We start from the raw sequence: 17,038 nt of genomic DNA, 5'->3' as shown, positions 1-17,038 counted from the left end.
TTTACTTCTTCAAAGGTCTTGCCTGCTGCCCGCCGGAAGCATGACGAACGTCAAGGCCCCGCTTGATAGATGTCAATACCGCCCGCTTTTCAAATTCACCTACGGCTGCTCTTCCTCATCAAAGAGCATGCGCACCGAGGGCGTGTAGGCGTCGTCGTACTGCCCGCTGCGCACGGCCCACAGGAAAGCCCCCAGAAACGTGAGGGCCACCAGCAGACTCACGAAAATCAACAGGAATATAATGGTCATGGGGCTTGGGGCTTGATAGGTGTTAGAGACGATAGCGCCGGGCTGCCCAGCGCACGAGCAGGGTGGCCACCACCATCACGCTCAGGGAGCTGATGGGCATCAGAATGGCCGACACGATGGGCGTGAACTTGCCCTGCACGGCCATGGCCAGGCCAAACCCGTTGTAGGCAAACGATAGGGCGAAGGTGATGAGCACGGCCCGCAAACACGCCCGCGAGAAACCCAGAAACGTAGTAAGCTGCCCAAAGGCGCTGACGTCCAGAATAGCGTCGCAGGCCGGGGAGAAGTTGGTGAGCTTGTCGGTGAGGGCAATGCCAGCATCGGCCGCGCGCAGGGCCCCGGCATCGTTGAGGCCGTCCCCGATCATGACCACGGTGTGGCCCTGGGCGCGCCGCGCCGCAATGTAGGCGAGCTTGTCGGCGGGCGTCTGCTGGAAGTGCAGTTCGGCATCTTCCCCGAACAGAGTGCGCAGCCTATTATACTCGGCGGCCGTATCCCCCGAAAGTACGGCCAGCGCGTAGCGCCCTTTGAGGCTGGCCAGCAAGGCCGGTAAGGCCGGCCGGTACACATTGTGAAACGTATAGTACCCGGCCGGTTCCCCATTCAGCCCCACGTACACGCGGGTTTCTGAGGTAGCGCCGGCGGCCGGAGCCACCCCGACAAAAGCCGCCGAGCCCAGCCGAACTTCCTGCCCTTCCACCACCGCCGTTACCCCCAGCCCCGCCACTTCCCGGCAGTCCGTCGGCTGCAGTGGTTTTACGTCCAGCTCCTGGGCCAGGCGCCGGCTTAGCGGGTGCGTAGACTGAGCTGCGGCCGTGGCCACCAGCTGCTTTTCCTTTTCTGATAAGGGTCGGCCCTCGTAGGCTACTTCCGCCTGGTGGGCGTCGGTGAGGGTGCCGGTTTTGTCGAACACCAGCGTATCGGCCCGGGCCAGGGTTTCTACCACGCCCGCGTTTTTCAGGTAGAGCTTGTGGCGGCCCAACACGCGCAGGGCGGCGCCCAGGGCAAACGGCGTGGCCAACGACAGCGCGCACGGGCAGGCAATAACCAGCACCGAGGTGAAGGCCTGCCACATCAGGGCCTGGTCGCGTGGGGCCCAGTAGGCCAGGGTTCCGGCCGCCAGCACCAGCGTCACGGCCACAAAGTAGCGGCCCACGCGGTTGGCGTAGGTTTCGAGGGTGCGGTGCGTTTCTTCCTTGGCAAAGGCGGGGTTGTTCCAGAGCTGGGTGAGGTAGCCCTGCGACACCTCCCGCGTCACTTCCAGGTCGATGGCCTCGCCCAGCTGCCGCCCGCCCGCGTACACCAGCTCGCCCGAGGCGCGGGCCACCGGCGTGCTTTCCCCCGATACAAAGGAGTAGTCAATCTGCCCAGCCCCGCGCAAAAGCACGGCATCGGCCGGAATAACCTCCTGGTGGCGCACCCGGATGCGGTAGCCCGGTTTCAGCTCCTTCACCGAAATGGGCTGCTCGCCGGCGGGCGTGAGCCAGGTGACGGCCACGGGGAAATAAGACGTAAAGTCGCGGTCGAAGCGCAGGGCGTCGTAGGTGTGCTGCTGCACCCACTTGCCAATGAGCATGAAGAAAACCAGGCCCGTAAACGAGTCGAAGTAGCTGGGGCCGCTGCCCGTGAGTACGGCGTAGGTGCTCACCCCAAACAGGGAGGCCAACCCCAGGCTGATGGGAAAATCGAGGTTGATGTAGCGCTGCCGCACGCCCTGCCAGGCCGAGCGAAAAAAGCCCTGGGCGCTGAACAGCAGCACGGGCAAAGCCAGCAGCAAGCTGAGGTAGCCAAAAAACCGCCCGAACCCCTGCTGCAAGCTTTCCACGAAGGAGAAGTAGTCGGGCAGGGCCAGCAGCATCACGTTGCCGAAAGCAAAGGCGGCCAGCCCCAGCTGGTAGTAGAGGGTGCGGCTGGCGCGGTGGGGCTGGGCCCCCAGGGCAGCCAGGGTAATCTGGGGCTCGTAGCCCACGGAGGCCAGCAGCTGCACCACGGCGCGCAGGCTGGTTTCAGCGGTGAGGTAAGTGATGGTAATTTCCTTGCGCAGAAACTGCACCCGCGCCTCCACGATGCCGGCATTCAGGCGGGGCAGGTGCTCCAGCAGCCAGATGCAGGAGGTACAGTGCATCTGCGGGATGCTGAGCGTGAGGCGGGCGCGCGTGTCGGAGCGGAAGGCCAGCAGCTGCTCCTGCACCGATGCGGTGTCGAGGTAGTCGAAGCGGACGGGCAGCTCCACGTCCTGCACTTTCAGGCCGGGCTGCGCATCCAGCCGGTAGTAGGTGCACAGGTTGTTGGCCTCCAGCAGCTCGTACACGGTGCGGCAGCCGGCGCAGCAAAAGGGCACCTCCCCCAGCAGTAGCGGCTCGGGCGGGCAGTCGTCGCCGCAGTGGGCGCAGGCAAGGTGAGTAGCGGGGAAAGCAAGAACAGCGGCAGGCACGGCAGGCACAGAAAAGTTTAGCTACAAAGCTCCGCCCCGGTGGCGCCCGGTCCGATGAGGGATGTCACGCCGCGCCATGATTGATATCAGGTACTCGTAGGCCTGCGTGCCACATCTTTGCAGCAAGGTGCCGCTTCCCGATAGTGCCTTCTCTTTTCGTACTACTCTCTTTTCTTTCTCGTTATGTCACGCGCTTTGCTTGCCCTGCTGCTGGTAGCCGCCCTGTTTCTGTGGGCCGGGCTGGTGGTCGGTATTTCCTTTCTGGAAGCTCCCCTGAAGTTTACGGCTCCGCACATCACCACCGTGCTGGGCGTCGGCATCGGGCGCATTGTGTTTGCCGCCCTCAACAAACTAGAGCTTGGCCTGTGCGCCGTGGTCTTACTAAGCGCGGCCGGGCTGCGCGCCCCGACGCGGGTGTGGTGGGGCCTGGGGGTATTGAGCCTGGTACTGCTAGTACAAACTGTGGGGCTGCTGCCCGCCCTCGATGCCCGCGCCCTGGCTTTGCAAGCCGGCCGGGAGGTGGCCCCCACCCTGCTTCACCCTTCCTACATCGGCCTGGAAATTACCAAGCTGCTGACGCTGTTGTACACCGGCAGCACGGCGTTTTACTGGCTGCTCCAGCCGGCCCCAGCCGCCGTTGGCGCGGTGCAGCCCCGGCCTGCCGTTTTCTCGTAGTATTCCTTTCTGCTTTTGCCATGCCCCCATTCCGCCCCGATATTCACACCGAAGCCGACGTAAAAACGCTGGTAGACGCCTTCTACGACAAGGTGAATGCCGACCCGCTGCTGGCGCCCATCTTCAACGACTTTGCCCGCGTGAACTGGGAAGCCCACATGCCGCAGATGTACGATTTCTGGAGTGGGCTCCTGCTGCACACTTCCCGCTACCGGGGGCGGCCCTTCCTCAAGCACATTCCCCTGCCCATTGCGGGGGAGCATTTCCAGCGCTGGCTCGAGCTGTTTTTTGCTACCGTTGATGAGCTGTTTGCTGGGCCGGTAGCCGCCGAGGCCAAGCTGCGGGCCCAAAACATTGCCCACGTTTTTGAAAGCCGACTGCGCCCCAATCCGCTGTCTTTGCTGTAAGCACTGGCTTAGCAAACAACGCCGTTCTTGTTCGGCGGCAACGCCCGCTGGGAGCTTGCTGCCGAACGAGAACGGCGTTTCAAGTACGTAAGCCTAGACTTTGCGGGGTGGCAGGGAACTGCGGCCAACTCAGGCCGGGCCGGCGGCGGCCAGCAGCCTGGTTACGCTGGCCTCGTCTTCGGGCAGGCCCTGCTGCCGCCACAGCTCCACGCCCTGGCGTACCAGCACGCAGGCCGGCAGCTCGGGGGTGCCGAAGCTGCGTACCACGGTGGGGTGGCGGGCCTCATCTATTTTCATGACGCGCACGGCAGTTCCCAGCCGCCGCTGCAAGGCTCGCAGGCTGGCCGCCACGTGCGTTTGCTGCTGCGCTTCGCTGGCCGGGGCCAACAGCACCAGCAGCACAGCCGTATCGGAGGACAAGGCAGGTGAGGGCGGAGAAAAGGGCATCAACGAAGAAATTAACGTGTAGCCGTAAAATTACCTGCTGGCCTGCCTGGCAGTCCATGAGCCTCCTCACCCCAGCGGTTGACAATTGTCATCACCCCGGATGGCTGCTTTTTTTTGCGCTACTTTGGGCGGGGCGGCCGTCTAAGGAAGACAATAACCGTCTCAGCTCTGTTTCTCCTATGACCACCGATTCCCTTGCGCAGGCCCTGGCCCACACGCTGCTCGCCCAGGCTACTGAGTTCGTGGGCGTATATGATGGCACGCGGGGCTGGTTTACCCAGGTAAACCCGGCCGGCGCCCAGCTGCTGGGGTACCCCTCCGCCCCCGCCCTGCTGGCCGACCCCACCCGCGCCCTGCGCACCCCGCTGCTTTCATCCGCCAATTGGGCCGCCCTGCTTGACCAGACGCGCCGGCAAGGCCCGCAGGTACTGGAAACCGACCTTACCCGGCTGGACGGCGAAACCCTAAGGGCGCGTTTGGAGCTGACGTATTTTGCGGCCGACGGGGCGCCTTATTACCTGGTGCGCCTCAGCCAGCAACAAGACCGGCTGCAGGAGGCAGAGCGGGAGCTAGCCCAGAGCGTGAGCCGCTTCGAGGCTATTTTCGCCAACGCCACCATTGGCATCATGGTGTGTAACCGCGCCGGCACCATCGTGTCGGCCAACCAGATGGCCGACCAGCAGTTTCGCTACCAGGCTGGGGAGCTGGTGGGGCTTTGCATTGATGCGCTGGTGCCCACTATGCCCGGCCGCAACCACGAGCAGCTGCGCGCTTCTTTCAACGCCCGCCCCTCCGTGCGGGCCATGGGCGGCCACCGCGGCGAGCTGGAAGCCTTGCGCAAGGATGGCTCCGTGTTTCCCGTGGAAGTCAGCCTGAGCTATTTCTACCTGGACGAGGAGCTCTACGTGGTGTCCTACGTGCTCGACATTACCGCCAAGCGCAACGCCGACCGGGCCCTGCTGGCCGAGCAGCAGCGCGTGGAGCGGCTCAACGCCGACCTGGAGCAAAAGGTAGCCGACCGTACCCACGCCCTGCTCAACACCCTGGAGCAGCTGGAGCAGCGCCAGGATGAGCTGGCCAAAGCCCTGGCGGCCGAGCAGGAGCTGGGCGAGCTGAAGTCGCGGTTTGTGAGCATGGCCTCGCACGAGTTCCGTACCCCACTCACGGCCGTGCTCACCTCGGCTTCGCTGATTGAGAAATACCCCGCCACCGAGCAGCAGGACAAGCGCGTGCGACACCTGGACCGGATCCGGCAGTCGGTGAATCACCTCAACGACATTCTGGAGGAGTTTCTGTCGGTGGGCCGCATTGAGGAAGGCAAGGTGCTGGCCCGCCCGGCCCGCCTGCGCCTGCCGGCTCTGGTACAGGATGTGGTGGCCGATGTGCAGGGCATGCTCAAGCCCGGCCAAACGGTAGTGCCCGCCGTAAACTGCCCCGCCGACGTGTGGCTCGATGCCTCCCTCTTGCGCAAGATTCTCGTCAACCTGCTTTCCAACGCCATTAAGTACTCGGGGCCCGATTCGGTGGTGAGCCTACGGGCGCAGTGCCAGGCGGGCCAGCTCACGCTCAGCGTGCAGGACCAGGGCGTGGGCATCTCGCCGGAAGACCAGGAGCATTTGTTTGAACGCTTTTTCCGGGCCCGCAACGTCACCAACGTGCCCGGCACCGGCCTGGGCCTGTACATTATTGCCAAGTATCTGGAGCTCATGCACGGCACCATCTCCCTGCAAAGCACCCTGGAGGTAGGCACCACCGTCACGATTACGATTCCCTATGAAAACCATTCTCCTGATTGAGGACAACGACTTTATCCGCGAAAACACCGCCGAGATTCTGGAAATGGCGGGCTATACCGTGGTAGCCGCCGAAAACGGCAAGGTAGGCGTGGAACAGGCCCTGCGTACCCGGCCCGACCTGGTGGTGTGCGACATCATGATGCCCGTACTGGATGGCTACGGAGTGCTGCACATCTTCAACCAGAACCCCCAGCTGCAAGGCGTGCCCTTTATTTTTCTGACGGCCAAAACCGAGCGGAGCGACCTGCGCCGCGGCATGGAGCTGGGCGCCGACGACTACCTGACCAAGCCCTTCGAGGAAAGTGAGCTGCTGAGCGCCATCAGCAGCCGGCTGGCGCGCTTCAGCCACCTCAAGCCCACCTACGACCTGCAGGCCAACGGGCTGCAGGAGTTTCTGCAGGATGCCCAGCAAACCGCCAGCCTGAGCAGCCTCACCCTGGACCGCAAGCCCCACTTGGTGCGCCGCAAGCAGGCCGTATACCGGGAGGGCGACGAGCCTACGCGCCTGTATTTTGTGCAGGCCGGGCGGGTGAAAACCACCAAAACCACGGCCGCCGGCAAAGAGCTGATTACGGGCATATACCAGGCGGGCGAGTTCTTCGGCTACAAGGCCCTGCTAGAACACAGCCCCCACCACGACTCGGCCATTGCGGTGGAAGACGCTACCCTGCTGCACATTCCGGGCGAGGATTTTATGCAGTTGCTGTTGCGCAACCCCGAGGTAAGCCAGCAGTTTATTCACCTGCTGGCCGGCAACGTGCGCGAGCGGGAAGAGCAGCTGGTGGATATGGCCTACAACTCTCTGCGCAAGCGCGTGGCCGACGCCCTGCTGCGCCTGCACGAGCAAGCCAGCACCAGCGCCCCCGAGCAGCCCCTGATCCAGCTTTCCCGCGACGACATGGCCGCCCTTATCGGTACGGCCCCGGAATCCCTCAGCCGCACCCTCAGCGAGTTCCGGCAGGATGGTATTATCGAGCTGAACAACAAGTTTATTCGGGTGCTGCTGCCCGAAAAGCTGCGCCGCGCCAACTGGTAGGAACTATTCCGACGGCCTGGCCTTGGCCTCCTCAAACGGTATTGCCAAATGCTGCGTAGCTCCGTATAAAGCTCATCTGTGTGCGTCCGTATCTGGCCGCCAGGGTACGTCCGCCTTGGCGGCACCTGGCGCACTTTCTGGCCTCCACCTGCTCTACTTTATCTGTAAGTATGTCCAGCTTCTTTCCGTTACTGCAGCCGCTCCTTGAGGGAAGCAACGCGGTGTACTTTGTGTACCACCTGGAGGCCAAGCAGATTATCTACGTCAGTGCCGGCTACGAACAACTGACGGGCGACCCGGCCGCGCACGTGAACGACGATTTGCCTTACTGGCTAAAGCGCCTGCACCCCGATGACCACGAATACCTGCACTACCGCTTTACCCATGCCGCCACGGGCGAAGTGGTGCAGGACGTGACCCTGCGGCTAACCCAGCCCAACGGAAGCACCCAATTCCTTTCGCTTACGGCCTGCCGGGTAGCGCAGCCCGATGGCCAAAGCTACCTCAGCGGCCGCCTCGAGGATATTACCCGGGCCAAGGAGATGGAAATCAATTCGCAGAAGTTCAACACCAAGAAGAACGCCACGCTCGAAATTCTGTCACATGATCTGGCCACGCCCCTGGTGCTGCTCCAGCAACTCACTGACCAGCTCACCCAGGAAGTGCAGGGGCCGCTACCGGCGTCGACGCAGCGACTGCTAGAGCTGATGGAGCGCACCAGCCGGCAGGGCCTGAACCTCATTCGCGACTTCGTCGACAATGAATTTTTGGAATCGGCCAACGTGGAGCTTAAGTGGGACCGGGCCGACCTGGGTGTGTGGATGCGCACGACGGTGGAGGAATATCAGCGCGCCCAGCCTCATTTGCACCTGCGCATCACACTGGCCGTACCACCGCAGCCGCTGTACGTGCGCATGGATATCAACAAGTTTCAGCAGGTTATCAACAATCTGCTTAGCAATGCCCTCAAATTCACCCCCGATGGTGGCCAGATTGCAGTACAGGTAGAAGCGCATCCCGGTGTGGCACGCGTAGTGGTAGCCGACACTGGCGTGGGCATTCCCAGTGAGCTGCAGCCGGTGTTGTTTGAGAAGTTCACCAAAGCCCGCCGCCCCGGCCTGCGCGGGGAAAAATCGACAGGCTTGGGTATGTCGGTTATTAAAACCATAGTGGAGCTACACGGGGGCAACATTTGGCTAGACAGCACCGAAGGCAACGGTGCCACCTTCACGCTGGAAATACCAGCGTTACCGGCCTGAATTGCGCCCTTTTTACTATACGGCCTGTAATGGGTCGTTACGTTACTGATGTGGCAGCGCACTTCAAGCCAATCTGCACCATGTATGGCATTTACGTATTGATTGGCGCCTGACTGGCAGCAGAAAGTTCAAAAGCCAAACAAGTATATATTTACAACTTATGCTTCTTCCCCTCTTTGGACTTGTCTTCGGCGTGGTGATCAGCTCGCTCTTGGGAACCGCCGTTATTGTACTTCACCCTCGCTGGAAGCTAAGCTTAGCCAATATCGCCTGGTTTGTCGTCGGGGCCTTTGCGGGAGTTATCGGCTCGTCGCTGCTTTACACTTGGATAGTTGCCGATGAAAACCAACACTTGAATTCAACCGCAGCAGTTATTGGTTTTCTGGCAACACTTGGTGCCGGGACTGTGCTTGGAGGCACGTTGGCTGTTCACATCGGCCAGTACTTCGGCAGCCGAGTAGCTTAATCTCCTAGCTGGAAGTAAGCCAGCCGGTTCACGGAATTGGTGGCCTAAGCCTATAACTGGACTGTAGTGTCTCCTAAAAATCTTGTAACGGCTTTTTGATATGCCGAAGAGGTCGTGCAGCACTATAAGGGAGCATTTATCCCCTTCTGCTTCAATATGATAAACGCCTCAAAGTAGCAGCAAACCTACTGGTAATACAATAAAAAAAGCCCTTCCCGATACCGGGAAGGGCTTTTCAGTGGAGCTGCAGGGACTTTAACCCTATACCTTACACTACTACTAGGATCATTCAAACACACTGCTTTAGTGGCATCTGAGGAAGCTTTTTAAGCGAGGTTGTGAGTATAAGATATTTTGGCGGGGGTACAAAATAGCTAATCTGTACCCCCGCATGTACCCCAGGCAATTATTTCAGTAGCTTTGATACGGCAACCTTTCCCGTATTGCATGGCTACTGTATCATTCCACCTGAAGCGGCCTGATGCCGTTATCCCTACGGCCATTATTGCGCTGGTTACTTTCCCAGGCCACCGCGTGAAAGTCTATTCCGGCCGCAGCATCCTGCCTAAGCAGTGGGTGAAAGCCGAACAGCGCGCATTGGAACGCGGCTACCAGCAGAACGGCCTGCTAAATGACCAGCTCGACCTGCTACAGAAGCGACTGCAGCACTACTGTGACGAGCAGGCGGCCCTGGGCCTATTGCCCACTGCCGAGGCGCTGAAGAGCCTGGCTACACTTGAAGAGCCCACGGCGCCCGCACCGGTATCGGTTAAAAAATCATTTGCCGACTACTACACGGAATGGGTAAAGCTGACACTTTCCCGGGGCAAGGTTGGCACCGCCCGGGCCGGCAACACAACGCTGCGGCACCTGCTGGAGTTTGAGCAGGCAGAGGGTTACGCTGTCGACTTCGATACCATCACGCCGGTTTTTGCCGATGCCTACACGGCGTACCTGCTGGGCCCGGCGAATCTTACTGACAACACCATAGCCAAGCATATAGACCGCCTGCGGCGCTTTATGCGCTACGCTGTTGACCGCGGCTACACTGCGGCCCGGGGCTGGGAGAAAATGAAGTGGAAGCGGCAGGAGCCCGATATTATGACGCTAACGGCGGAAGAGGTTGAAGCCTTGGAGAACTTGGCATTGCTGGCCGGCGGCTACCTCGACAACGCCCGGGCGCTGTTCCTGCTCAGCTGCTACACCGGCCTGCGCTTCTCCGACCTGGTAAGCATCCGCACAGAGCACGTGCGGGGCAACACGCTACGGCTTACCACCCAGAAAACCCGTGAAACTATCAGCATACCAATTCAGGCCCGGGCCCTGGAAATTATCACACGCTATCTGGCCGGCGAGGTGCGGCCAATATCCAACCAGAAGCTGAACGACTACCTGAAAGAGCTGGGCCAGCTGGCCGGCATCGACTCCCCTATTGAGGTCATCAAGTACCGGGGCGGCAACCGCTCCAGCGAAACCGTGGCGAAGTGGGAACGGCTTGGATGCCACACCGCCCGGCGGACCTTCGTTACCCTTAGTCTGGAGCGCGGCCTGCGGCCTGAACTGGTAATGAAGCTAACAGGTCACCGCACCTGGCGGGCCTTTCAGCGCTACGTGAACATTACAGAGCAGACCGTTGCTCGGGAATTTGCCAAGGCCTACGAAATGCCCGCCCCGAAGAAATAGCACTAGCCTATTTATCACCAAACCACTCCCGAACAGCCCTTTCAGTGATGAAGGCTTTATTTCCTACCAACTGGTGCCTGATTACCCCTGCATTTATCAGCTCGTAAGTCTTGGTTTTTCCACAGCCTAAACGCTTCGCTAAAGTGGTAATAGTATAGACCTGTTGGAGGGCTTCTTGCTCAGCTTTCTCTTTGGCGTAGGCAACTGCAGCGGCCTGTATCATCCGTTGCTCCTGGGGCTCTGAAAGGCGCAATATGGCCTGGCCGTTCTGAAAATCTACTATCATCCTATTGGTGGTTAGTATCCGTAGGGCTGGGCAAACAGTTTACCCAGCCCTACCGGAAAGTTATCCATACTTTCCCCTCGCTACCGGAAGCACTTCACGCACACAGCAGCCACCAGTAGGCAGAAGGCCACCATCAGGGCTTTCTGCCAAAGCGGGGTAGGGTCGGGGTTGTAGGAGTAGCGGGCCATGGTCCTAAGATAGAAAAAGCCCCGGCCGCAGTAGCAGTCGGGGCTTTATTGTTACTCGAAACTACGTTTAAATAGCTCCCGAATTTCTTCGCCAATGTCCGGAGGCAGATCGTTTTCAACGCCTATCGAAGCGCTGTAGCTATTAAACTGAAGTGTATAGAACTCGCCTATTTCAGCTGGTTTATCTTCTCCCTCAGGTGAATACTTAGAAACTGTATTCTTGAAGAAGTCCTTGTGCTTCTCCTCAAGCTGTTTAATGCCTTTATCAAACGCTTCGACCTTAGCTGCCACGGCCTTGCCATGGAATAGCTCATTGTTTATATCTGTCATGCTGACAAGGTATAAAATCTGCCTAACCCCACCACGCCAACCTCGGCATCAGCAGCCGCAGCGCCCACGGGCTAAACCGCCGCACGGCAAAGCCCAGAGCGCGGTTTGCTTATTTAATATCCAACCGGCGGGCCTCGTCAAGGGCCAAGGTGCGCAAAAGCGTAGCGGCCTTTAGCCCCCGGGCGCTGGCCACCTTCTCGATAAGAGCCTTTTCTTCCGGCGTTACCTCTACCCCTATCTGGGGTTTTCTGGGTTTGGGTTGCTGCTGTGCCATGGCACAAATATACAACACAAGTAATAAACACAAAATTTATTTGTCTAACACATATAAAACACTTGTGTTTTACATAAGTAGTAGTACCTTTGTCATGTTCTCAGGAACAAAAAAAAGAGGCCAGCCCCGGCAAGGGCTGACCTCCGAAATCTAAAACAGCCCCGGCAAGGGCCATTTCAAACACTTCACATCAAAGGTATGCAAACCGCAACCACTGCCGCAACCTCTCCGAAGGTTGCCGCCACCCTCCCCCGCTACAAGGGGCCGCTGGGCCGCTTCCTGAAGAAGCAGCAGGAAGCCAAAGAAGCCGCCGCCGAGGCCCAGAAGCTGGCCACCATCAGCAGCATGCGCAACAACGTGCTGGGCTTGGTGGAAGACCCGCACTTATTCTCTGATGCCGAGCGCGCCCGCACGGCGGCCAGCGTGGCCGGCTGTGGCTGCGTGGCCCGGCTGCAGCGCTGGTTTCGCAACGTGTATCGGATTGCGAAGCACCGTGAAGATTGCCTGCAACTGGCCTTCGCTGATGGTAGCACCACTTTCTTTCCTGTTAACGCTTAAACTCTCTTCTCATGGAATCCTACGCTGAAAAAGAACTGCGTGAAGCAATTCAATACCTGAATGAAGCCCGTGAAGCTGAGCAAGCCATTCTGAATATCTACCGCGCATTTGAAATGGGGAGGCCAGTGGAAGTCACTTTCCGGTCTGGCAACGCTACTGCGGTTGCCATTTGCCCGCGGAAGCATAGTGATAGGCTGCTAGATGTATTGCTTGAGAAGGCAGGCGAGCGGGTGAAAAACTTGGAAAAGATGGAAGTGTACTGGGCCCGGGAACTGGCTTTTGAGGCCCAACAAAAGGAGATATATACTGAGTTAAGTCAGAACCCCAATAAGAGCAAGAATGACCTAGCTAGGGAGCAGGCCATTACTAGGCAGCGAATGCACAGTGTTCAAGATGATGATGAGGCTAAAGCGCCGAACGAAGCCGAACCACCGCGCCCAACTAAGAAGCCCAGAAGGGGCCAATAATCCCTGTAATAACCCGGCGGGAGTGGGCCCGCTGGGTTATCTTGTACCCTGAACCTAGCAAGCTGGCAAGCTGATGAGCATTGATAAGGATTTTGAGGATTCCACCGATTACGGAACGGATTTTTTGCCATCGGATTATGATGGTCCTTACTCCGATGAAAGGGATGATGAGCCTGATTTTAATGATCCGGTATATCATTATAACTGGCGCGCACGGCATGCCCTTGAAATGGCAGCTGAGGGCGTGTGGGATGATGACTTAGAAGATATCGTTCATGGGGGCAAGACAACCCCTTTCCATGCTGATTTTGAGGATGAATTCGTTCTTAGAGTTGGTCTCAACACTCGGGCATTTCGCCTGGCTTACTTGGAACATGTCACAAGGCACTCGCTTATAGAATACACGGCCGACTATATGTATTTGATCGGCCTGCTGCAAGACGCTCAACTTAACCCCAGTAGTTCAGCAATTCCTGGTAGTTTAAAGCATGCTGAAGATTGGCTCCGAGCTAAAATGACTACAGCTGCAGATGTGGTGCGTAGGCGTGTTGCTGGCCTTGTAGTTGGCAAGCATGATATTTTGCCTGTTCCTGATGTCAACGAATTTGGCAGCACTATAAGTGGCCCTGAATCTCATTTGCCTAAGCAAGCGCCTTCCGAGCTTCGGGCATCTGCTAAGACTCCGCCTGCTGGGCGCGCAACCCCTAAGACTTTTTACGACCTGCTGAGTTCTGGCTTCACCCGCCAACGGCTGGACAACTTATTAGGAAAAGAGGGGCTAAACCTGTTTGATTTTGACGCCAGAACTAGGACGGCCACGCAAAAGCCATCTAACTGGATAACGTTGTATTGGGCTCTTGTTAACGAGGGTTACATCGTTTCTGATGTGGCTGGCAGTACTGCTGCGAAACTTATAAAATCAACATTCCCTGGTACTAAAATCAGTACAAGTCGCATCAATAGTGGTCGTCTGAATGAAACCCCCAGCAGGAGCGTAAACCCCTATTACCACCGCGTACTCTCACGGCTATAGGGTTTTTTCGGGTTTGTTTGGGTTTACTTGGGTCGGCTCATTTTGACCCATATTAGTTGCACTACTTCGCCTTAGCTCCTCACTAAAGAGGGGCCAAAGGAATAATGCAACCCTCAATTATAACCGCTGGAATTTCAGCAGATGAACTGATAGAGCAGTTTCGGGCTATTGTCCGTTTCGAGCTCCAGCAGGCAGGTATCGGCCCAGCACCGGCAGCACCGGCCGAAGCCGACGAACTGCTAACGGTCGAACAGGCTGCGGCACTATTCGACGTGGGCGTGCACACAATCCACGATTGGAAGCGTCAAGGCAAGCTACCATTCAAGAAAATGGGTAGCCGTACTTACTTCCGCCGAGGTGAGGTGCTGGCCAGCATGCAGACTCAGCAGCGGAGTCAGAGGGGGGGGCGCGCCCGTGGCTAAGCCTATCCTGCTGGCGTCAAAGACGCAACTCGTAATTCATAATAGTCAGATCTACACCGTTGCCGAGGTGGACAGTGCTGACTATTCCCGCCTGCCGCCGGGGGCTTTTGTTTTTCTGGCTCAGTCCAGACGGGGGGGCTCTTACTACAGCGAGCGTGAGAAGGCCATGTTGCTCCAAAACTATCCTGGCGAAACGTGTGCCGTGTGCATCGAGCGCAATGATTTGGCCAACGACGGCCCGCTGGTTATCACGCACAAACATGATGCGACCCTTGATCGGGGGGAAATCGGCCTTCTTAAACGGAGCATTTCCCGCATTTTCTTTCCGCTGTCGGTGGCGCCTTTGCCCACACTATAAGCGGATTCCTTTCTAGGCCTGCCCCCGGCTGCTACGCGCCGGGCGGGTTCACAGCTGGCAACTACTGACGTGAACGTTTCATATTTCTCAAAGCTGCGGTCATCTTCCGACAGCCAAGCCATAGCCATTAGCGAGTTCTTGAACGGCATCCGTTCGGGGCGCTGGTTGGCGCAAGTCGGTGACGTTAGGGGCACCACCACCAAAGCAGAGCGGGCGGCGGCAAAAGAGCGCTTGCCCTCGGCTACTGTTTCCGGTACCTTCAGCCGGCGGGGTAAGGAGGGGCTGCTAGAGCACAGCGGGCTGATTGCGCTGGACATCGATGCAACACCCAACCCGGGGTTGGTGCCAGCAATTGACCGGAAGCGTATTGAGGCTGATTGCTACACTTACGCCTGTTTTGTCAGTGCCAGCGGCGCCGGCCTCTGTGTGCTGGTGAAGATTCCGCCTACACACCACGAGGATAGTTTTCGGGCGTTGGAGCGCTACTACAAAGACGCGCTGGCACTCACTATCGACACGGCCTGCAAAGACGTAAGCAGGACCCGCTATGTGAGCTATGACCCGAGCTTATTTATCAATGAGCAGTCAGAGGTTTTTGATGAGGTGCTGTCGGCAGCGCCGGCCCCGCGGCCGGAACCAGTAGCCCCGCGCCCCGCTACGGACTGGCAGCCCCGCGGCCGCGGTGAAGGCTACGGGCAGTTGGCGCTGCGGCGGGCCTGCGAGAAAGTGGCCACGGCACCAGATGGTCAGAAGCACCACGTGCTGAATAAAATGGCCTATGTGTGTGGGGGCTACATCGGCGGCGGCTTCCTCAGTGAGCAGGAAGCCCGGGAAGAGCTGCGGGGCACTATCAGCGGCCGGGCGGTGGCCAATCTAAAGGCCGCCTATGCCACGATTGAGGACGGGCTGAAAGCCGGGCAGCTCAAGCCGATTCTGCCCGATGCGCTGCAGTACCAAGTGCGGCAGCAGCTACGCAAGGGCGCGCCGGCGGCCGATGTTGCGGCCGGGGCAGCGGCGGCCCAGGGCTTACCTGCCGAGAAGGTGGCGGCGGCAGTGGAGGCCGTGAAAGAAGAACAGGCGCGGCAGGTGGCGCTGCTTACCTTCTGGAGCGTAGATGACCCGGGCAAGGATAAGCCCCTGAAGCTGCAGCTGAGCAAACACCGCTTCCGCGGCTGGCTGGCCACGGCCGGCGGCTTCCGGCGCTTCCCCGATGCCAGCTCAGCCAGCGGCTTTGCCTTTGTGCGGGTGGAAGCTCAGGTAGTATATCGGGCGCGGATTGGTGAAATGATGAGCTTCGCCAAAAGCTACTTGGAGGACCTTCCCTTTGAGTTCGACGGGGTTTACCGGTCCCAGCTCGAAGAGGTGGTTGAAACGCTGCAGCGGCAGCTCTTCGATGCCCAGGGGCTGCTGTTTCTGCCTGACCTGGCCGGCGAGTTCATTCGCGACACTCCCGAGGTGCACTATTCCTTCTACCAGAACTGCTGGGTAGAAGTAACCGCCGCCGGCCGGGTGGCCCGCCCCTATGAAGAACTGCCCGGGCTAATTTGGGACAGCCAGCGCAAGCCGCGGCCGTTCGAGGTGACGTCTGACGAAACTGCCCGGGCCTGTGACTTTCACTCTTTCATGGAGCACCTGACCGCTCAGGATCCGCAGCGGCTCGACCAGCTGCAGCGCGCCCTGGGCTACCTGGTGCACGGCTACAAAGACGAAACCAACGCCCGGGCTGTGGTGCTGATGGACGAAACGGGCGAAGTGGGCCGAAGCGGCGGCGGCACAGGCAAGGGGCTGCTAATGAAAGGCGTGGGCGCCATGACTCAGGTGAGCATCATCGGGGCGGCCAGCTTTGATTTTAGGGACCCGTTCCGCTATGCACTGATGGATGACGGGGCCCGGGTGCTGTTTTTGGATGAATGGAAGCCGCAGCGAAACAGCTTTGACCTGCTGTTTGCCGACATCACCAACGGCTTTGCTATCAACCGGAAGTACCAGGCGCAGCGCACTATTCCGTTTGATGAGGCACCCAAATTCGTCCTGGCCTCGAACGACATCATTACGGGCGACGACGACAGCTCAGAGCGCCGGAAGGTGGAAATAGCCTTAGCGAAACGCTACTCGGCAGCCTATACCCCCCGGGATGATGCTAATGGCCGCGGCTTCTTCAATCAGGGCTGGGACGCCGACGAATGGACCCGCTTTGACAACCTGGCGCTGGGCTGGGTGCAGCACTTTATGGCGTGCGGTAAGCGGCACCTGCTGCTGAAGAATAAGAGCATAGCGGCCCGCGGGCTGGTGCAGTCGGTGGGGGTGGGCTTCCATGAGTTTGCCCAGGAGCTGAGGGAAGATTTGCTGGCCGAAATAGTAGAGAAAGGCTACGCCCGGATTTGGGTTGATGACGCCTTTGACCGCTACCAGAATCACACGGGTGATAAGCGCCTGACCAAAGTGCAGTTGGGCAAGAAAATGCAGCTCGAAGGATTTGAGAAGTACAAGTACTCCAGCCGGGACCTTGGCGAGAACTATCGGGGGAAGCCCTACTTCACGCTTCCGCAGGCTGACACCAAAACGCCTGAGGGGCCGGCCTGAAATGGTGTCAGCTGAAAAGGCCGTTTGCAGCTTGGCAGGGCCCTTTTTGATGCCTGACACCAAAACGCGAAATGGTGTCAAAACTAT

At 59.0% G+C, this 17,038-nt stretch carries 19 protein-coding genes; 13 read left to right on the top strand and 6 right to left on the bottom strand.

Going from position 1 to position 17,038, the window contains the following annotated elements; genetic code table 11:
- Positions 1 to 99 precede the first annotated feature (99 nt).
- Positions 100 to 249 carry a cbb3-type cytochrome oxidase assembly protein CcoS gene (ccoS, locus tag HER32_RS14385; protein WP_168682367.1) on the bottom strand — a complete coding sequence of 50 codons (150 nt, stop codon included), beginning with the start codon at positions 247 to 249 and terminating at the stop codon, positions 100 to 102.
- 22 nt (positions 250 to 271) lie between these two features.
- On the bottom strand, positions 272 to 2,683 hold the full coding sequence (locus tag HER32_RS14380) for a heavy metal translocating P-type ATPase (protein WP_168682366.1): 2,412 nt from the start codon (positions 2,681 to 2,683) through the stop codon (positions 272 to 274).
- A 183-nt stretch (positions 2,684 to 2,866) separates the two neighbouring features.
- Here HER32_RS14380 and HER32_RS14375 point away from each other — a divergent pair, with 183 nt between their 5' ends.
- Both HER32_RS14375 and HER32_RS14370 read left to right on the top strand, forming a co-directional pair.
- Positions 2,867 to 3,358, top strand: a complete 492-nt coding sequence (locus HER32_RS14375; protein WP_197748841.1) for a hypothetical protein — start codon at positions 2,867 to 2,869, stop codon at positions 3,356 to 3,358.
- Between the two features lie 20 nt (positions 3,359 to 3,378).
- The gene (locus HER32_RS14370; RefSeq protein ID WP_149072174.1) at positions 3,379 to 3,765 is read left to right on the top strand and encodes a group III truncated hemoglobin; all 387 of its coding nucleotides are present in this window, start codon (positions 3,379 to 3,381) and stop codon (positions 3,763 to 3,765) included.
- Between the two features lie 129 nt (positions 3,766 to 3,894).
- On the opposite strand, the gene HER32_RS14365 is transcribed toward HER32_RS14370, so the two are convergent.
- Positions 3,895 to 4,212 carry a thioredoxin gene (locus tag HER32_RS14365; protein ID WP_149072175.1) on the bottom strand — a complete coding sequence of 106 codons (318 nt, stop codon included), beginning with the start codon at positions 4,210 to 4,212 and terminating at the stop codon, positions 3,895 to 3,897.
- Between the two features lie 179 nt (positions 4,213 to 4,391).
- On the opposite strand from HER32_RS14365, the gene HER32_RS14360 reads away from it, so the two are divergent.
- The 5 genes from HER32_RS14360 (at position 4,392) to HER32_RS14340 (ending at position 10,452) form a co-directional block, all read left to right on the top strand.
- The gene (locus HER32_RS14360; RefSeq protein WP_168682365.1) at positions 4,392 to 6,008 is read left to right on the top strand and encodes a sensor histidine kinase; all 1,617 of its coding nucleotides are present in this window, start codon (positions 4,392 to 4,394) and stop codon (positions 6,006 to 6,008) included.
- A complete protein-coding gene (locus tag HER32_RS14355; RefSeq protein WP_149072177.1) occupies positions 5,986 to 7,044 on the top strand; it encodes a response regulator in 1,059 nt (352 codons plus the stop codon). The genes HER32_RS14360 and HER32_RS14355 overlap by 23 nt, the downstream gene beginning before the upstream one ends.
- A 170-nt stretch (positions 7,045 to 7,214) precedes the next feature.
- Positions 7,215 to 8,303, top strand: a complete 1,089-nt coding sequence (locus HER32_RS14350) for a PAS domain-containing sensor histidine kinase (protein ID WP_168682364.1) — start codon at positions 7,215 to 7,217, stop codon at positions 8,301 to 8,303.
- 160 nt (positions 8,304 to 8,463) lie between these two features.
- Positions 8,464 to 8,769: a hypothetical protein gene (locus HER32_RS14345; RefSeq protein WP_168682363.1), complete on the top strand. Its 306-nt coding sequence runs from the start codon at positions 8,464 to 8,466 to the stop codon at positions 8,767 to 8,769.
- A gap of 447 nt (positions 8,770 to 9,216) precedes the next feature.
- Complete coding sequence (locus tag HER32_RS14340; protein WP_168682362.1) at positions 9,217 to 10,452, top strand: tyrosine-type recombinase/integrase; 1,236 nt, start codon at positions 9,217 to 9,219, stop codon at positions 10,450 to 10,452.
- A 7-nt stretch (positions 10,453 to 10,459) separates the two neighbouring features.
- On the opposite strand, the gene HER32_RS14335 is transcribed toward HER32_RS14340, so the two are convergent.
- The 3 genes from HER32_RS14335 to HER32_RS14325 all read right to left on the bottom strand — a co-directional run bounded on the left by HER32_RS14335 (position 10,460) and on the right by HER32_RS14325 (position 11,530).
- Entirely contained in the window at positions 10,460 to 10,738 is a 279-nt protein-coding gene (locus tag HER32_RS14335; protein WP_168682361.1) for a helix-turn-helix domain-containing protein, read from the bottom strand.
- Between the two features lie 239 nt (positions 10,739 to 10,977).
- A complete protein-coding gene (locus HER32_RS14330) occupies positions 10,978 to 11,256 on the bottom strand; it encodes a hypothetical protein (RefSeq protein WP_168682360.1) in 279 nt (92 codons plus the stop codon).
- Positions 11,257 to 11,365: 109 nt separating this feature from the next.
- On the bottom strand, positions 11,366 to 11,530 hold the full coding sequence (locus HER32_RS14325; RefSeq protein ID WP_168682359.1) for a plasmid mobilization protein: 165 nt from the start codon (positions 11,528 to 11,530) through the stop codon (positions 11,366 to 11,368).
- A 198-nt stretch (positions 11,531 to 11,728) separates the two neighbouring features.
- Between HER32_RS14325 and HER32_RS14320 the strand changes: the two genes are divergently transcribed.
- The 6 genes from HER32_RS14320 (at position 11,729) to HER32_RS14295 (ending at position 16,951) form a co-directional block, all read left to right on the top strand.
- Positions 11,729 to 12,088, top strand: coding sequence for a hypothetical protein (locus tag HER32_RS14320; protein WP_168682358.1), 360 nt, complete (start codon positions 11,729 to 11,731; stop codon positions 12,086 to 12,088).
- An 11-nt stretch (positions 12,089 to 12,099) separates the two neighbouring features.
- A complete protein-coding gene (locus tag HER32_RS14315; RefSeq protein ID WP_168682357.1) occupies positions 12,100 to 12,555 on the top strand; it encodes a hypothetical protein in 456 nt (151 codons plus the stop codon).
- A gap of 73 nt (positions 12,556 to 12,628) precedes the next feature.
- Positions 12,629 to 13,588 carry a hypothetical protein gene (locus HER32_RS14310; protein WP_168682356.1) on the top strand — a complete coding sequence of 320 codons (960 nt, stop codon included), beginning with the start codon at positions 12,629 to 12,631 and terminating at the stop codon, positions 13,586 to 13,588.
- Between the two features lie 104 nt (positions 13,589 to 13,692).
- Positions 13,693 to 14,010 carry a helix-turn-helix domain-containing protein gene (locus HER32_RS20440; protein WP_168682355.1) on the top strand — a complete coding sequence of 106 codons (318 nt, stop codon included), beginning with the start codon at positions 13,693 to 13,695 and terminating at the stop codon, positions 14,008 to 14,010.
- Positions 14,003 to 14,368, top strand: a complete 366-nt coding sequence (locus HER32_RS14300; RefSeq protein ID WP_168682354.1) for a hypothetical protein — start codon at positions 14,003 to 14,005, stop codon at positions 14,366 to 14,368. Before HER32_RS20440 ends, HER32_RS14300 begins: the two co-directional genes overlap by 8 nt.
- Before the next feature lie 138 nt (positions 14,369 to 14,506).
- Complete coding sequence (locus HER32_RS14295; RefSeq protein WP_168682353.1) at positions 14,507 to 16,951, top strand: BT4734/BF3469 family protein; 2,445 nt, start codon at positions 14,507 to 14,509, stop codon at positions 16,949 to 16,951.
- The last annotated feature ends 87 nt before the right edge of the window (positions 16,952 to 17,038 follow it).

This window comes from Hymenobacter sp. BT18 (assembly GCF_012273015.1).
GTDB classification, from domain to species: domain Bacteria; phylum Bacteroidota; class Bacteroidia; order Cytophagales; family Hymenobacteraceae; genus Hymenobacter; species Hymenobacter lutimineralis.
This window is presented reverse-complemented; position numbering and strand designations above follow the sequence as displayed.

Excerpts from the sequence above, each read along its gene's own strand:
- HER32_RS14350 (WP_168682364.1), top strand. The coding sequence starts at position 7,215 with ATGTCCAGCTTCTTTCCGTTACTGCAGCCGCTCCTTGAGGGAAGCAAC.
- HER32_RS14355 (WP_149072177.1), top strand. The coding sequence starts at position 5,986 with ATGAAAACCATTCTCCTGATTGAGGACAACGACTTTATCCGCGAAAAC.
- HER32_RS14370 (WP_149072174.1), top strand. The coding sequence starts at position 3,379 with ATGCCCCCATTCCGCCCCGATATTCACACCGAAGCCGACGTAAAAACG.
- HER32_RS14310 (WP_168682356.1), top strand. The coding sequence starts at position 12,629 with ATGAGCATTGATAAGGATTTTGAGGATTCCACCGATTACGGAACGGAT.
- HER32_RS14340 (WP_168682362.1), top strand. The coding sequence starts at position 9,217 with ATGGCTACTGTATCATTCCACCTGAAGCGGCCTGATGCCGTTATCCCT.
- HER32_RS14335 (WP_168682361.1), bottom strand. The coding sequence starts at position 10,738 with ATGATAGTAGATTTTCAGAACGGCCAGGCCATATTGCGCCTTTCAGAG.
- HER32_RS14375 (WP_197748841.1), top strand. The coding sequence starts at position 2,867 with ATGTCACGCGCTTTGCTTGCCCTGCTGCTGGTAGCCGCCCTGTTTCTG.
- HER32_RS14345 (WP_168682363.1), top strand. The coding sequence starts at position 8,464 with ATGCTTCTTCCCCTCTTTGGACTTGTCTTCGGCGTGGTGATCAGCTCG.
- HER32_RS14365 (WP_149072175.1), bottom strand. The coding sequence starts at position 4,212 with ATGCCCTTTTCTCCGCCCTCACCTGCCTTGTCCTCCGATACGGCTGTG.
- HER32_RS14325 (WP_168682359.1), bottom strand. The coding sequence starts at position 11,530 with ATGGCACAGCAGCAACCCAAACCCAGAAAACCCCAGATAGGGGTAGAG.
- HER32_RS14315 (WP_168682357.1), top strand. The coding sequence starts at position 12,100 with ATGGAATCCTACGCTGAAAAAGAACTGCGTGAAGCAATTCAATACCTG.
- HER32_RS14360 (WP_168682365.1), top strand. The coding sequence starts at position 4,392 with ATGACCACCGATTCCCTTGCGCAGGCCCTGGCCCACACGCTGCTCGCC.
- ccoS (WP_168682367.1), bottom strand. The coding sequence starts at position 249 with ATGACCATTATATTCCTGTTGATTTTCGTGAGTCTGCTGGTGGCCCTC.
- HER32_RS14330 (WP_168682360.1), bottom strand. The coding sequence starts at position 11,256 with ATGACAGATATAAACAATGAGCTATTCCATGGCAAGGCCGTGGCAGCT.
- HER32_RS20440 (WP_168682355.1), top strand. The coding sequence starts at position 13,693 with ATGCAACCCTCAATTATAACCGCTGGAATTTCAGCAGATGAACTGATA.
- HER32_RS14320 (WP_168682358.1), top strand. The coding sequence starts at position 11,729 with ATGCAAACCGCAACCACTGCCGCAACCTCTCCGAAGGTTGCCGCCACC.